Source organism: Lentzea xinjiangensis, assembly GCF_900110955.1.
Classification (GTDB): Bacteria; Actinomycetota; Actinomycetes; order Mycobacteriales; family Pseudonocardiaceae; genus Lentzea; species Lentzea xinjiangensis.
Map to the genome: position 1 here is coordinate 103,051 of NZ_FOFR01000013.1, position 15,389 is coordinate 118,439.

At 72.2% G+C, this 15,389-nt stretch carries 11 protein-coding genes; 5 read left to right on the forward strand and 6 right to left on the reverse strand.

Features of this window, described 5'->3' with window-relative positions; translation table 11 throughout:
* Positions 1 to 16: 16 nt before the first annotated feature.
* Positions 17 to 2,878 carry an ATP-binding protein gene (locus tag BMW88_RS25785; protein ID WP_245778049.1) on the reverse strand — a complete coding sequence of 954 codons (2,862 nt, stop codon included), beginning with the start codon at positions 2,876 to 2,878 and terminating at the stop codon, positions 17 to 19.
* The gene (locus tag BMW88_RS42110) at positions 2,862 to 4,772 is read right to left on the reverse strand and encodes a hypothetical protein (RefSeq protein WP_177221311.1); all 1,911 of its coding nucleotides are present in this window, start codon (positions 4,770 to 4,772) and stop codon (positions 2,862 to 2,864) included. The genes BMW88_RS25785 and BMW88_RS42110 overlap by 17 nt, the downstream gene beginning before the upstream one ends.
* Positions 4,773 to 4,883: 111 nt before the next feature.
* On the opposite strand from BMW88_RS42110, the gene BMW88_RS25795 reads away from it, so the two are divergent.
* The 3 genes from BMW88_RS25795 (at position 4,884) to BMW88_RS25805 (ending at position 10,138) form a co-directional block, all read left to right on the forward strand.
* Positions 4,884 to 5,210: a DUF4190 domain-containing protein gene (locus tag BMW88_RS25795; protein WP_089954954.1), complete on the forward strand. Its 327-nt coding sequence runs from the start codon at positions 4,884 to 4,886 to the stop codon at positions 5,208 to 5,210.
* 98 nt (positions 5,211 to 5,308) lie between these two features.
* Positions 5,309 to 8,431: a phosphodiester glycosidase family protein gene (locus tag BMW88_RS25800; RefSeq protein WP_245778050.1), complete on the forward strand. Its 3,123-nt coding sequence runs from the start codon at positions 5,309 to 5,311 to the stop codon at positions 8,429 to 8,431.
* Between the two features lie 48 nt (positions 8,432 to 8,479).
* A complete protein-coding gene (locus BMW88_RS25805) occupies positions 8,480 to 10,138 on the forward strand; it encodes a DEAD/DEAH box helicase (protein WP_089954959.1) in 1,659 nt (552 codons plus the stop codon).
* Between the two features lie 469 nt (positions 10,139 to 10,607).
* Here the strand turns inward: BMW88_RS25805 and BMW88_RS25810 are convergent, their stop codons facing one another.
* The 4 genes from BMW88_RS25810 to BMW88_RS25825 all read right to left on the reverse strand — a co-directional run bounded on the left by BMW88_RS25810 (position 10,608) and on the right by BMW88_RS25825 (position 13,750).
* Positions 10,608 to 11,360, reverse strand: a complete 753-nt coding sequence (locus BMW88_RS25810) for a methyltransferase domain-containing protein (RefSeq protein WP_089955310.1) — start codon at positions 11,358 to 11,360, stop codon at positions 10,608 to 10,610.
* A gap of 210 nt (positions 11,361 to 11,570) precedes the next feature.
* Positions 11,571 to 11,969 carry a VOC family protein gene (locus BMW88_RS25815; RefSeq protein WP_089954962.1) on the reverse strand — a complete coding sequence of 133 codons (399 nt, stop codon included), beginning with the start codon at positions 11,967 to 11,969 and terminating at the stop codon, positions 11,571 to 11,573.
* The gene (locus BMW88_RS25820) at positions 11,966 to 12,766 is read right to left on the reverse strand and encodes an AraC family transcriptional regulator (protein WP_089954963.1); all 801 of its coding nucleotides are present in this window, start codon (positions 12,764 to 12,766) and stop codon (positions 11,966 to 11,968) included. Before BMW88_RS25820 ends, BMW88_RS25815 begins: the two co-directional genes overlap by 4 nt.
* Positions 12,767 to 12,775: 9 nt before the next feature.
* Positions 12,776 to 13,750 carry an ROK family transcriptional regulator gene (locus BMW88_RS25825; RefSeq protein WP_089954966.1) on the reverse strand — a complete coding sequence of 325 codons (975 nt, stop codon included), beginning with the start codon at positions 13,748 to 13,750 and terminating at the stop codon, positions 12,776 to 12,778.
* Between the two features lie 38 nt (positions 13,751 to 13,788).
* Between BMW88_RS25825 and BMW88_RS25830 the strand changes: the two genes are divergently transcribed.
* Together BMW88_RS25830 and BMW88_RS25835 are read left to right on the forward strand one after the other, a co-directional pair.
* Complete coding sequence (locus tag BMW88_RS25830) at positions 13,789 to 14,796, forward strand: Gfo/Idh/MocA family oxidoreductase (RefSeq protein WP_089954968.1); 1,008 nt, start codon at positions 13,789 to 13,791, stop codon at positions 14,794 to 14,796.
* Complete coding sequence (locus BMW88_RS25835) at positions 14,793 to 15,260, forward strand: heme-degrading domain-containing protein (protein WP_089954971.1); 468 nt, start codon at positions 14,793 to 14,795, stop codon at positions 15,258 to 15,260. Before BMW88_RS25830 ends, BMW88_RS25835 begins: the two co-directional genes overlap by 4 nt.
* Positions 15,261 to 15,389: the final 129 nt, after the last annotated feature.

Genomic DNA, 15,389 nt, shown 5'->3' on the forward strand with positions numbered 1-15,389 from the left:
CGTCCTCCGCAGGACCTCATCGGAGATCCTTTTGGTCCAGCCTCAGCACCGCGGCCGCCCGCCAGTTCAGGTTCAGGAAGCCGGTCGCCGCTTTGAACCGCTCCACCGGGTCCTTGTTGTTGCTCAGCCGGGCGATCGCAGTCTCCACCAGCGTCGGGCGCAAGGTCCCCAGCACCGTCTCGTCGCCGCCGCGCCAGTGGTCCGGGTGGGCGCGCAGGGCGGTCAACTGCTCGGCGGTGGTCGTGCCCTCGAGGTCGAGGCCGCGGGCGCGCCAAGCAGGCGTGTCCGGGTGCGGGGTGGGCAGGTCGGTTCGTTTCAGCGCCTGGTACACGTCGTACCAGCGGTAGCGGCCCGCTTGCCAACGCACGTCCGGCACCTTGCAGCCGTGTGGCAGGGTGTTGAGGGTGCGGGTGGCGCTCTCGGTCAGGTGCCGGATGAGGTCGTCGGCCGGATACCTCTTGGCGATGCCGGCGTAGCGACTGTCCACAGCGGACTGGACGCGGTGTGCGAGAGCACATTCCAGCGCCCGTGCGGAAAAGCGCGACCGCAACGACGAAACCCAGCCGGGGTCCGGTTCCGGAGCCGGTCGGCCGGTGAGGTGGGCGACCGTGAGCAGCTCGATCCACAACACGAAACGCTCGTCCTCGTCCGCGCTGTGCACCGCATCGCTGAGCTGGCCCAGAGTGCACGGTGTGACCGCGCACAGGGAACCGCACGCCGCGCTGCGCCGGCCGACCGCGGGTGAACGCGAGACCAGGTCGGCAGACTCACGCTCCTCGTTCAACGGCATCAGCAACCGCAACGGCCGGTCCATGCCGTCGGTGAACACCGCGGCGCGGCCTGGAGGCAGGGTCACGACGTGGCGGGACTGGGCCTCGCTCAGGTTCATCGTGGCACCGACGCTCTGCCGGTCGTCCTCGGCGGGCAGGCGGTGCAGGATCTTGCAGGCCGTGTTCTTCACGACGTCCGGGACGATCTTGCCTGGGATCTGCTCGGCCACGATGATGCCCTCGCCGTAAGCACGGATCTCGGCCAGCAGCGAGGTGAACAGCTCGACGGCGTGCGCGGCCGGGCTACCCGGTTCCACCCGCTTGAGCAACCGGTGCGCCTCTTCGAGCACCAGCACGTGCCGCAGGCCGCGCGCGCGGGCCCTGTGGTTCACGCGCAGGTGCTCGAAGATCCGGATCAGCACAGCGCCGATGAAGAACGCCTTGTCGGCGTCCGAACCGATGTCCTCGATCTCCAGCACGACGTTGCCCCGCAAGAGCTTCGCCACGTCGAGCGGGTGCCCGCCCTCGAAGAAGCGGCCGGGGGTGCCCAGGCGCAGCGAGCCGATCCGGACGTCGACGAACCCACGGACGTTGTCGGCGACCTCTTTGCCGTAGCCGATGCCCTTGACGACCTCCTTCGCGACCGTCTGCAGATCGCCGAGGCTCGGGTAGCGCGCGCTTCCGGCTCTGCCCCGGACCCCGCCGGTGACCGGGTCCCAGCCCTGGTCGGTGTAGCAGCGGGTCAGGGCTTGGGCCAGCACCTGCGGGAAAGGCTCGTCGGCCTCGAAAGCCGCCAGGAACAGCGCACGGACGTAGTCCATGTGCGTCTGCAGGGGGAAACCCTCAGCGGGTTCCAGCGGGTTCAGCCCGGCCGGGTAGGTCTCCGGGTCACCGGGCCGGATCACGGTGACGGCGCCGTCCTCGCCCAGGCGCCCTGCCATCGCGGCGTACTCGGCTTTGGCCGGTTCGATCACCAGCCACGGCACGCCCGCCTTGCCCAGTCCCTCCAGGAGGTGCCGGACGGTCTGGGACTTGCCGGAACCGGTGGCCCCCGCGACGAACGTGTGCCGGTTCAGGGTGTCGAGCGGGACCAGGTACTCGCCGACCGGCTGGTCGGCGTCGTCGAGCACCGTGCCCAGCGGCACGTCACCCTCGTTCTCCGGGGTGACGTCGAACAGCGGTGGCTCGATCACGCGGATGCCCGGCAGCTCGCGGCGCGGTGGGCGGGCCAGCGCGGCCACCAGCTCGGCGGTGGCGGAGAAGGGCGAGCTCAGTTCCGCGCCCTTGCCGTGGTCGTACCACACGTCCGCGAAGGCGCCGGCTTCGTCGCAGGGGGCCAGGACGTACGGCAACGCGTCGAGGTCGCTCGCGCCGCACAACAGCGCGGCCGCGGTGCGGGTGCTCACGTCGTCCGGGCCGCCGACCAGGACGTGCACCGACCACAGTCCGACCGCCTTGGCGCGGGCCAGTTCCCGGTAACGGGCCTCGGCGCGCACCAGTTCGACGCGGTCGGGCTCGGAGTTCTCCCGCTGCCGCAGCCGCGGCATCGTCGTTTCGAGGACCAGCAGCTCGCGTTCCACCGCCTCGGCCGCGAGCGGTTCCGCGACGACCAGCCAGACGAACTCACCGGGCAGATGGGTGACGTAGTCGTCGAAGCCGCCCCGCCCAGGGGCCTCGCCGCCCGCCTGTGGTGTCCACAGTGGGTCCGGGCCGCCCGCGCATCGGATCCACGAGGCGAGGCCCGCCCACCGCTCGGCGATCTCCGGAGTCGGTGCCGGGATGCCGAGACTGCCCGGCGGGTAGAGCAGGGGCACGTCCCGGGGACTACCGGGGATCGGGCGGGCGATCGGCGAGTCCGGACGTCCGCCGACGAGGATTCTCAGGCCGCGGCCGTCGCGCTCGCGTTCCCACGCGACGGCGAACGCCCCGTCGTCCCGGCCGCGAAGCCCCGCGTGCGCCGCGGTCAAGGCGGCGAACAACTGCGCCGGTGCGCGCCCGCCCGCTTCGTCGGGACGGTCGGTGACCGCCGCCAGGTCGTCGCCGCGAGGAGCCACGGTCATCCGGTGGAAGACGAAGCCGTCCAGCACCGTCTCAGGAGACCGGTGCATCGAGTGCCACCCGGTCGAGCATCACGATGCCGGGGTTGCAGTCGCCAGTGACGACCCTCCGCCCGGCGGGTCCGGTCTCGACCAGCACGAACGCCGTCGGCGCCAGGCCTTGCAGCGTCGTCGGCTCGACGTCGAACTCGTAGACGCGGGCAGCGGTGACCCCCTTGCTCTGCGACTCCGCCTCGGACTGGCTGCGGGTGTCGGACCAGTTCTGTTCCCTCGTCTCGGCGTTGCTCCTGGTCGTCGACCACGAGCTGCCGGACGACGAGGAGCTGCTGCCGTCACCGGAGAAGGAGCTGCTGGAGTGGCCGCCGTAGGTGTAGCCGCTGCTGCGGGTGCTGCTCTGCGAACCACCGTCGGTCGATGACGTGCCATGTGTGAAGGTCTGCCCCACCTGCACGGTCAGCTGTGACATCACGACCTTGAACCCACGCCCGATGAACTCCGCCGCGGCTGAGGCCTCCTCGCCGTTGCCGAGCTGCATCAACAGGGAGGCGGTGCCACCGGCGCCCAGCAGCTTGCGCAGGTCGTCGCGCAGGTGCTGGATGAGGAAGACCAGCCGGACGCCGGATCGCCGGGCCTGACGGGACATCGACTCGAGGGCCTCGAGCCCGATCTGGTCCGCACCCGCCACGACCAGCGTCTCCCGGCCGCTCGCCTGGCGGGAGCTCAGCTCCTGCAGTGTCCGGTGGAACACGACGTGGTTGAGGAACCGGTGGTGCCTGCCCGTCCGCGCTCTGGTCGCGATGACGGACAAGCCGCGCACCGGCCAGATGGCGTCGAAACGGGCCGGCTCGGCTTTCTCGCCCTCCCGCTCCGCTCGCGCCAGCACGCGCAGCTCACCTTCGAGGGCTTGCAGTTCGTTGCGGACCTGGTCGGTGTTGCCGACCGTGTCGACGTAGGAGTTCAGCTTGCGCAGCTCATCCGCGGCGAGCGTCTCGTCGGACCCGGCGTCGTAGACCCGCCGCAGCACCTGCAGTCCGGCGACCAGCTTGGCGAAGCTCACGGTGGTGAGCCTGTCCGCGATCGCCGACAGCAGGTCGATGTGCAGACCGCGCAGGTCGGCCGACATGGCCGAGCGGTTGAGGTTGTGCATGGAGTCGGCGATCACCTCGGCGAGCTCGACCGAGTCGAGACCGGCGAGCAGGCCGAGCCGGGCCAGGTCGCGGGGAGCCTCGCGGACGACGATCTCATGCCCCTGGCCGGCGGCGGCGTGGGCGAGGTTGTCGCCCACGGCCATGTCGGTGAAGTCGAGCAACATCATCGACGACCCGGACGCGAGCTGCGCGGCTCCGATCGTGGTGAGCAGGCTCGCCCAGCCGTCCTCCGTGCCGCCGAAGACGTCGATCCGGCTCGGCCTGGACGTCAGTCGCACCGGATGCCACAGCATCGCCGACTGGAACCTCTCGGCCTCGCGGCGGTTGTGCTCGTCGATCCGGCTCCGCCACCCGGCATAGGCCTCGTTGTACCGCTGCAGCGCGCCGTTGTACTGGCTGTCGTAGTTCCGCTTCATCACGCTGAACCGGCGCCTGGTGCGGATGAACGTCACCACGGACAACACGACGCCCAGGGCCAGGATGACGGACGTGGTCCACTCGACCAGCCCCGGCATCTTCTCCTGTGCCGGTTTGAGCACCGAGCCCGTCAGCGCGACGGCGAAGAACGTCACGACCAACCAGCCGATCAGCCCCAGCCAGGCCCTCTTGGCGCGCCGCTGGTGGAACATGAAGTCGTGCGGTGCGTACACCTGCTCGGCGACCGGTTCCCAGGCAGCCTCCGGGCTCACCGCGGGCGGCGCCGGAGGCGTGAACTCCCAGCCCCACCGCTCCCGGCCGTCGAACAGCCGGCTCCACATCTCGTTCGTACCGGCCACGACCACGTCCTGCCCTCGCACAAGCCCTCCCCGGCGCCATGAGGCCATCGAGCGTCACTGATTGTGCCGGACGGCCTACCGCGCTGTGACATAATCGCCCAGGTCGATCACCCACATTCGCGGGGGGGCGAGATGTCGGTCAGTTCACCGGGGCAGCCGCCGCACAACGGTCCGCAGGGGCCGAACCCACCGGCGTACCTGCAGTTGGCACCGGCTCCGCAGCACGAGCAGACAGCGCCGCAGCGCAACGGGTGGGCCGTCGCGTGCCTGATCTGCGGGCTGGTGGGAATTCTCGGCTTCCCCATTCTGCTGTGCTGGATCTTCGGCTGCGTGGCGCTCTTCCAGATCGCGCGAACCGGGCAGTCGGGCCGCCTGCTGGTGCGCCTCGGTGTCGCCGCGTCCGGCATCTGGATCCTGATCATCCTGGCCAAGGCCGCGGAGCTGACGCCCACGACCTGACCCGGATCAGCCCGCATCACCACTGCGGATGAAGGCACTCAGGCGCGTGACACGGACGGTCCGGCGGATTCACACCGGAGCGGTCTACATTGCGCGATGTGACGAGACGTGCACTTGTCGTGATCACCGCCGCGGCCCTGCTCGCGCCCGTTTCCCCTGCTCACGCCGACATCACCAGGCGCATCGAGACCGAGCGGACCGAGCGGCCCGTCGCTCCCGGCGTCACGCTCAGCTCGTTCGACTGGTACGAGCCGGGCGGGTCCGGGGGCTGGATCCGCGGCGACTCCCTGGCCGTCGACCTCACCAGGGCGCGGGTCGGGTACGTCGATCCCGGCACCGTCACGCGCGCCGTTCCCCTCTCGGAGCAGACCGGGAACGCCGTCGCGGCGGTCAACGGCGACTTCTTCGACATCGACAACTCGAACGCGCCGGAAGGCGTCGGCGTCCAGGACGGCCGGCTCAGGAAGTCCGGCCGGGGGCGGGCCGTCGGCATCGACGCGGCCGGCGTCGGCAGCGTGATGGAGACCTTCTTCGAAGGCACGCTCAACGGCACGCACAGGCTGACGCAGCTCAACAGCGCGCAGATCGACGTCGACGGCATAGGCGTCTTCAACTCGTTGTGGGGCGACTACAGCAGAGCGCACGCCACGCGGGGCGCGACCAACACGGCCGAAGTGATCGTGAAGGACGACGTCGTCGAGAAGGTCGGCGCCCCGAGCGCCGAACCTGTCCAGGGGTACGCGCTGGTCGGCCGGGACAGGGGCGCGGACGTGCTCAAGGCCCTCAAGCCCGGTGACCGGCTCGACGTCACCTACCGCAGCCGCACCAGCGACGGCAGCGAGCCGGTGACGGCCATCGGCGGGCGGCAACTGCTGGTCAGGGACGGCGAGAACGTCGCTCCGGCCGACGCGGCGCACCCGCGCACGGCGGTCGGGTTCTCCCGGGACGGCAGGAAGATGCACGTGCTGACCGTCGACGGGCGGCAGGGCCCGTTCCTGCTCGGCCTGAACCTCCGGGACCTCGCCGACGCCATGATCGAGCTCGGTGCGCACCACGCCCTGAACCTCGACGGCGGCGGCTCGTCGACCATGCTCGCCCGCGAGCCCGGCACGACCGGGCTGGAGCTGGTCAACACGCCGTCGGACGGCGCTGAGCGGCCGGTCCCCAACGGTCTCGCGCTCTACGCGCCGACCGGCACCGGCAGGCTGGTCGGGTTCGACCTGCGGGCCGCGGACGAGCGCGTCTTCCCCGGCCTGACGCGCCGGATGACCGTCCGGGGCCACGACGAGACGTACGGACCGGTCACCGACAACAGCCACCTCACGCGCGCGACGGGCGGATGGGCGATCGGGGACACCTTCCACGCCGGGTCCCGCCCGGGAAGGGCGACGTTCACCGCCTCCCGCGGCGGCACGTCCGCGACCACCGGCCTCACCGTGCTGGGCGAGCTCACCCGCCTCGCCCCGGAGAACCCCCGGATCAACCTGCACCTCGACGAGCGGAAACCGTTGCGGATCAACGGTTTCGACGCGAAGGGCTTCAGCGCGCCGATCGAGCGGGCCGACCTCGACCTGAGCTACGACCGCGCGGTCGTCGAGGTCACCCCGGACCTGCGGGTCAGGGCCCTGAAGGCCGGCGCGACCACGATCAGGGCGAGGGCCGGGGCCGCGGAGACCCACGTCGCGGTCACCGTCGGCGCCGAGGACGAGCTGGTCGCGGACTTCGACGACGCACCACAGTGGACGTTCGGATCCGCCAGGGCGACGGGCGCGGTCGCCCCCGAACCGCGCGGCCACACCGGCGGCGGGCTGAGGCTGAGCTACGACTTCACCCGGTCGACCGGCACGCGCACCGCCCACGCCGTCCCCCCGCGGCCGCTCCGGGTCGACGGCCGGCCCCTCTCGCTCGCCGCCCGGGTCCACGGCGCCGGCCGGGGCGAGTGGACAGCGTTCACCGTGACCGACTCGACCGGCCGGTCGCGGGCGCTCTACGGACCGCACATCACCTGGCACGGCTGGAAGCGGCTGGAGGTCCCGGTGCCGCCGGAGCTCGACTTCCCGGTCCAGGTCACCAGGTTCACCGTGGCCGAGACCGCGGCGGACCGGTCGTACACGGGCGAGGTGCTCCTCGACGACATCACCGCGCGCGTTCCGCCCGAGGTCGCCCTGCCGCCCACGCCGGAGCTGCGCGAGGAGGTGGTCGGACCGGCGGCGGGCTGGAAGTTCGCGGTCATGTCGGACGCCCAGTTCGTGGCCCGCGACCCCGGCAGCGACCTCGTCAGGTCAGCCCGGCGCACGTTCCGGGAGATCAGGTCCTCCGGCGCCGAGTTCGTCGTGGTCAACGGTGACCTCGTCGACGAGGCGTCACCGGAGGACCTGGCGTTCGCGAGGAGGGTCCTGACCGAGGAGCTCGGCGACCTCCCCTGGTACTACGTGCCGGGCAACCACGAGATCATGGGGCCGGGCACGATCGAGAACTTCCGCCGCGAGTTCGGCGCCACCCACCGCGCGTTCGACCACCGGGGCACGCGGTTCGTGCTGCTCGACTCGTCGACCGGAACGCTGCGGGGCGGCGGCTTCGACCAGGTGGAGATGCTCAGGACCGCGCTGCGGACGGCCGAGGGCCAGGTCGTCGTGATGGCGCACCACCCGACGCGCGACCCCGCGCCCGCGCGCACGAGCCAGCTCGCCGACCGGATGGAGGCCGCCTACCTGGAGGAGCTGCTGTCCGAACGCGACAAACCCACGGCGTTCGTCGCAGGGCACGCCGGCGGCTTCTTCGCGTCTACTGTGGACGGTGTGCCGCACGTCGTCAACGGCAACTCCGGCAAGGCCCCCGCCGAGGCCGGCGGGTTCACCGGCTGGACGCTCTTCGGCGTCACCGGCGGGGGCATCAGGGCCGAGGTCCGGCCCCACGTGGACTCGCTGGAGGTGCGGGTTCCGGCGGAGCTGGTGGCGGGCCGGGCGGAAACGGTTGCCGCGACGGTGAAACAAGGGCCGCGGACCCTCCCGGTGAGATATCCGATGAGCGTGGTGTGGGAGGGGTCACCCGGTCTGCACGTGGGCGAGAAGTCCGGCATCAGGCCGTGGCACGTCGCGTGGCTCGATCCCGGCACCGGGGGTCTCACCGCCATCAGGCCTGGTCAGGTCAAGATCTCGGCCACGGTGAACGGCGTGACGAGCAGCGCGGACGTGCGGGTGAGCGCGCGCGGAGCGGCCTGACCTGGTCTGGGTGAGTGCGGTGTCGGGCGGTGGGGGAAGATACTCGGCATGACCACCGCCGACAACGGTTTCGCCGACCTGGGGCTGCGGCCCGACATCCTCAACGCACTCACCACCCTGGGCTACGAGGAGCCGACGCCGATCCAAAGTGAAGCGATCCCGCCGCTGCTCGCCGGCAACGACCTGCTCGGGCAGGCCGCCACGGGCACGGGCAAGACGGCGGCGTTCGCGTTGCCACTGCTCGAACGCATCGCCGACCGGATCGGCAAGGGCGAGAAGCCCCTGGCGCTCGTGCTCGCCCCGACCCGCGAGCTCGCCGTGCAGGTGTCGGAGGCCGTGCACCGCTACGGCCGCCACCTGGGCACGCGCGTGCTGCCGATCTACGGCGGCCAGCCGATCGGCCGCCAGCTCCGCGAGCTGTCCCGCGGCGTCGACGTGGTGGTCGCGACCCCGGGCCGGGCGATCGACCACCTGCAGCGCGGCACCTTGCAGCTCGGCGACCTCCAGGTCGTCGTGCTCGACGAGGCCGACGAGATGCTCGACATGGGCTTCGCCGAGGACATCGACGCGATCCTCAACGAGACCCCGGCGCAGCGGCAGACCGTACTGTTCTCGGCCACGATGCCGCCGCGCATCGACCGCATGGCCAAGAGCCACCTGCGCGAGCCGGTGCTGATCCAGATCGAGCGCGAGAAGACCGAGCCCGGCGAAGCGCCGCGCGTCCGGCAGACCGCGTACCTGGTGCGCCGCGAGCACAAGCCCGCCGCGCTCGGCCGCGTGCTCGACGTCGAGTCGCCGACCGCGGCCGTCGTCTTCTGCCGCACGCGCGACGAGGTCGACCAGCTCACCGAGACGCTGAACGGCCGCGGCTACCGCGCCGAGTCGCTGCACGGCGGCATCAGCCAGGAGCAGCGCGACCGCGTGATGGCCCGCCTGCGCGGCGGCACCGCCGACCTGCTGGTGGCCACCGACGTCGCGGCCCGCGGCCTCGACATCGAGCAGCTCACCCACGTCGTGAACTACAACGTGCCTTCGGCGCCCGAGGCCTACACGCACCGCATCGGCCGCGTGGGCCGCGCCGGCCGCGAGGGCGTCGCGATCACCCTGGTCGAGCCGCGCGAGAACTCGATGCTCAAGACCATCGAGCGCGTCACCAAGACCAAGATCCCGGTCGAGAAGGTCCCGACGGTCGCCGACCTGCGCGCCCGCCAGCTCGAGCTGACCCGCTCCTCGCTGCACGAGTCGCTGCTGGAGGACGACCTGTCGCGGTTCCGCGTCGTCGTCGAGACGCTGGCCGACGAGTTCGACGTGATGGACATCGCGCTGGCCGCGGTGAAGCTCGCCCACGAGGCCTCCGGTGCCGCCGCCGACGAGGAGGAGATCCCGGAGGTGCGCCCGCGCGAGGACCGCCCGCGCCGGGACGGCGTCGCCGGTCCCCGCCGCGAACGCCGCGGCCCGTCGGAGGGCATGACGAGGCTGTTCCTGGGCGCCGGCCGCTCGTCCGGCATCCGGCCGCAGGACATCGTCGGCGCGATCACCGGCGAGACCGGCCTGAAGGGCCGCGACATCGGCGCGATCGAGATCGCCGACCGCTTCTCGCTGGTGGAGGTGCCGGGCCCGGCCGCGAACGACGTGATCGAGCAGCTCCGGGACGCCACGATCAAGGGCAAGCGCGTCACGATCCGCCGGGAGCGCCAGCCCCGCTAGCGAACAGCGCGGTGCCGCCCGTTCCGCGAGATCGGCGCGGGCGGCGCCGGGGCGTCCTGGTCGTGCCGGGTCGCGCGGGCGGCGCTGGGGCGCCTCCGGTCATGCCGGGTCACGCGGGCAGCGCCGAGGTGCCTCCGGCCGTGCCGGGTCACGCGGGCAGCGCCGAGGTGCCTCCGATCGTGCCGGGTCACGCGGGCGGCACCGAACCGCCCCAGTCGTACCGGGCCACACAGGCAGCGCCGAGGTGCCTCCGGCCATGCCGGCTCACACGGGCGGCACCGAACCGCCCCAGTCATACCGGGCCACACAGGCAGCGCCAAGACGCCTCCGATCACACCGGCTCACCCAGGCAGCGCCGAACCGCCCCAGTCGCTCCGACTCACGCGCGCAGCACCAAGCCGCCCCAACCACACCGGCCCACCCGCGCACCACCAAGCCGCCCCAACCAAACCGGCTCGCGCGTCTCCGGTCACACCGGCCCACGCCGACCCTTCCGCGCCTCGACCAGGAACCTCGTCGAAGTGCAGACGAACTCCCCGTGCTCCTGGATGTGCGCGTGCATGTCCAGGAGCCGGTCCCGGTAGGCCTCCACGGTGAACCCCGGCACCGTCCACAGCACCTTCCGCAGGAAGTGCACCACCGCGCCGACGTCGAAGAACGCCACCCGCAGCGACACCGGCTCCAGCCGCACCACCTCGAGCCCGGCGGCCTCCGCGGCGGCCCGGGCCGCCGCGGTGCCGCGTTCCTCGCCCACCACCTGCGGTCCCATCATGAAGTCGGTCAGCTCCCGGTTCGTCCCCGCCCCGATCTGCTGCGAGAAGTAGGTCCCGCCGGGCTTGAGCACCCGCGCGACCTCCTGCCACGGCGTCACCACCGGGTGCCGGCTGATCACGAGGTCGAACACCCCGGTGCGGAACGGCAGCGGCCCGCCGTCGGGTGCCCGCACGACGAACGGCAGGTTCCTGGCGGCCACGGCGGCGTTCGGCGGCCACGACTCGGTCGCGGCCAGCAGGGGCGGCAGGACGGGGGCGGAGGCCGTCACCTCTCCCCCACCGGTCTGCAGGTCCAGCGCGGAGGAGACGGCGGCGAGCTTCGCGGCGATCAGCGACGCGTAGCCCCACGGCGGGCGTTCCTCGGTGGCCCGGCCCTCGAACCAGGAGAAGTCCCAGCCCTCCAGAGGCACGGCCGCGCCCTCGGCCACCAGTTCCTCGAACGACTTCATGGCCTGATGCCACCACAGCGGTTCCGCCCGGGCCATCGGTTTACCGGTCTGCCGCGCGAACGGCGGCACCTGCCCACACGAGACTCCGCGTCCTTCAGTCTCGCGAAAAGCCGGGCAGGTGCCGCAAACAAGCACAACGACCGAACGGCCGCACGGTTACGCCCTAAGGCGTAAGTCGGCAGGGCCGTTCGGTCGACCGGGCCACCGCCCTCAGGCGCCGCGGTAGGTGCCGAAGCTCCAGCGGTTGCCCTCCGGGTCGGCGACGACGAAGCCGCGCGACCCGTAGTCCTCGTCGCGCAGCCCGCGGACCTCGGTCGCCCCGCGCGCCAGGCTGCGCGCGTGGACCTCGTCCGGCCGGTCCGTCACCACGTAGACGGATCCGGCGCCGGGTGTCGTCGCCACGGCCTCGCCGGTCGAGCGCACGGCGGACCCCAGCATCACGCCGCCGCCCTCCGGCCAGACGAGCTCGCAGTGCACGACCTCGCCCTCGGCCTCGCCGGGCACGACGAGGTGCTCGGCGAAACCGAAGGCCTCCACGAGGAAGCGGATCGCGGCGGGGGCGTCGCGGTAGGACAGCGTGGGCCAGCAGGTGGGTGCGGGTGTGGTCATGGCAGCGACTGTGCGCCCTGGCCCGCCCCGCCGCCTTGGACGAATGGAAGCTCGGTCGCGATCCACTCGGTCGGCGTGGCCCCGCACAGCGCCCGCCAGTCCCGGTTGAGGTGCGCCTGGTCGGCGTAGCCGCAGGCGGCGGCCACCTCGGTGAGCGTCGGCCTGCGCGGTCCGCGCAGCATCCGGTTCGCCCGCTCGAACCGCATGACCCTGCCCGCGACCTTCGGCGTCAGCCCGTACTCGGCGGCGAACCGCGCGCTCAGGTGCTGCCGGCTCCACCCGACCTCGGCGGCGATCCCGGCCACCGCAGCGCCCGCCGCGAGCCGCTGCCACGCCCACGCCACCTCGGGCCGCTGCCGCACCGGCCGCACCAGCCGGCTCAGCACCAGGTCGAGGTGGGCGAACCGGTCCGCCCACGTCCGCGCGGTCCGCAGCCGTTCGCGCAGCTCGCCGGCGGGCGCGTCCAGGTCGGTCAGCCCGACCGTCGTCCCGGAGAGCTCACCGGCGGGCCGGCCGAAGAACGCGCGCATGCCCAACGGCGTGAGGTCGCACTGGACACCGTGCTGGAACCCGTCGTGGCTGATCAGCACCGCCTCGTCGTGCAGGCCACCGCACAGCGCGGCGAAGCTGGCGCCCGGCAGGTCGACCGTGCCGTCCACCGTGACGACGAGGGTGAGCGAGCTCGACGGCAGCCCGCGGTGCACTCCCGGCCCGGACACGATCCGGTAGCCGGAGTACCGCGTCACGAACGGCCGCAGCCGCGGGTGCGGCAGGCCGGTGACGTGCTCGACGTCCACGTCGCGATGCTAGAACAACTCACCCAGCACGAGCAGTCCCGCGCCGATGGGCACCAGGTCGGAGCCGTACGACGTGACGCTCACGGCCACGTCCGGCATGGCCCGCAGGTACAGCTCCGGCGACCGGAGCACCTCACGTCCACTCAGGACGATCTGGTCGAGGTCCAGCAACTGCACCAGGTTCGCCACCGCGGTGGCGAGCACGCGCGCGGCCTCGACCCCCGTGGCGGCCGCGTGCACCGCCTCGACGCACCCCCGGCGGCCGCACACGCACAACGGCCCGTCGAGCTGGATGGTGGTGTGCCCGAACTCGCCCGCGCCCGACCGCGCGCCGCGGTGCAGCTCTCCGCCGAGCAGCAGCCCCACGCCCAGACCGGTGCCGACGAACACCACGGCCGCGTCCTCGAGCGGCCTGCGCCACGCCTCGGCGAGCACGGCCGCGTTGGTGTCCTTGTCGACCACGACCGGCAGCCCGAGCCGTTGCTCGGCCCGTGCCCGCAACGGCACCGCGGACCAGCCGGGCAGGCCGTGGGGCGACACCACCCCGTCGCGGAAGTCCAGCGGGCCGGCGATCCCGATGCCGAGCCCGAGGACCCGCTCCCCCGGTTCGACCGACGCCTCCAGCGCGGTCAAGACGTCCTCGGGGGTGAACATCGGGGCCAGCGGCACGACCGACGCCGACACCACCTCACCGGTCAGGCCGAGCCGCACGACCCGCAGCTCGTCCCGGTCGACGTAGGCCCCGTACGCGAAGGCGCCGCCGGGGGCGAGCCGCAGGGCCATGCGCGGCTTGCCCCGGCCACCGTCGCGCACCGCGCCGGTCTCCTCCAGCAGGCCGGCCGCGATGAGCCGCGCCACGATCTTCGAGACCGCCTGCGGGGTCAGTCCTGCCTGCTCGGCGATGGAAGCCCTGCTCAGGGCCCCTGAGCGGACCAGCCTGAGCACCGTCCGGTCGTTGTGCGAACGCAGTGAGGTGAGGTCCACGCTCGCAATTATTCAACAGCGTTGCTTTAATCGGAAGCATGACTCGAGTCGGACTTCTGGGCTACGGCATCGCGGGACGGGTGTTCCACGCCCCGCTCATCTCCTCGACGGAGGGCATGGACCTCGTCGCGATCGTCACGGGGAACCCGGAGCGGCAGGCGCAGGCCCGTGCCGCGCACCCCACCGCGGCGATCGTCACCGCGGACGAGCTGTTCGAGATCGACCTCGACCTGGTCGTCGTCGCCACCCCGAACCGCACGCACGCCGAGTACGCGCGGCGCGCGATCGGCAAGGGCGTCGCGGTCGTCGTCGACAAGCCGTTCGCGCCGACGTCGACCGAGGCGGCTGACCTGGTGGCCGCGGCGCGGGACGCGGGCGTGCCGCTCACCGTCTTCCAGAACCGCCGCTGGGACAGTGACTTCCTCACCGTCGCCGAGGTCGTCGGCAAGCTGGGCGAGGTCCGGCGGTTCGAGTCCCGCTACGAGCGCTGGACGCCGGAGGTCCGGGACAACTGGCGCGAGCTCGGCGCACCCGAGGAGGCGGGCGGCCTGCTGTACGACCTCGGCGCCCACCTCGTCGACCAGGCCCTGCTGCTCTTCGGGCCGGTCACGAGCGTCTACGCGCAGCTCGACCTGCGCCGTCCCGGCGTGCGGGTCGACGACGACGTGTTCGTGGCGCTGACGCACGAGAACGGTGTCCGCTCCCACCTGTGGGCCAACGCGCACGCGGCGAACCACGGCCCGCGGTTCCGCGTGCTCGGCAGCGAGGGCGCGTTCGTGGTCGACGGTCTGGACGAGCAGGAGGACGCGCTCGCCGCCGGCCACCGCCCCACCGAGGCCGGCTGGGGCCGCGAGAAGCGCACCGGGAGGCTCGGCGTCCTCGGCGAGGCGGTCGAGGTGCCCGTCGAACCCGGCGCGTACCAGACCTTCTACGCCGAGCTCCAGGCCGGCCGCGTCCCCGTCGACCCCTCGGACGCGGTGTCCGCGCTGCGGGTCATCGAGGCCGCCTTCACGTCCGCGCGCGAGAACCGGGTGGTGGAGCTGTGAACTCCGAGGAGCTCCTGGCCCAGGAGAGGCGCCTGCAGTTCACCCGCTTCGGCAACGACGTCGCGATCGAGCTCGGGCTGCACCTGCTCGCCGCCGCCCGCGAGCAGGGCCTGCCGATCGCGATCTCGGTCCAGCGCAACGGACACCGGCTCTTCCACGCCTCGCTGCCCGGCACCGCGCCGGACAACGACCGGTGGCTCGAGCGCAAGGCCCGCGTGGTCGACCGGTTCGGCCACAGCTCGTTCTACGTCGGCACCACCTTCCGCGAGAAGGGCACGACGTTCGAGGCGGACTCGCGCCTGGACCCCGACCTCTACGCCGCGCACGGCGGCGTCTTCCCCGTCATCCTGCGCGGCACCGGCCCGGTCGGCACGGTCGGCGTCTCCGGCCTGCCCCAGGCGGAGGACCACGCGTTCGTGGTGACCCAGCTCGAAGAGTTTCTCAACGCCCGCGAAGGGCAATAGCAGCAATGGCGCGCGACGCAAAACCGGCTTTCCGTGGCGATCACGCACCGAGGACCTCGACGATGTATTGAGGCACACCACTCCGAGTGGGTTTCACTCCACTCGCAGTGGTGTCGTATAGCATCCGAT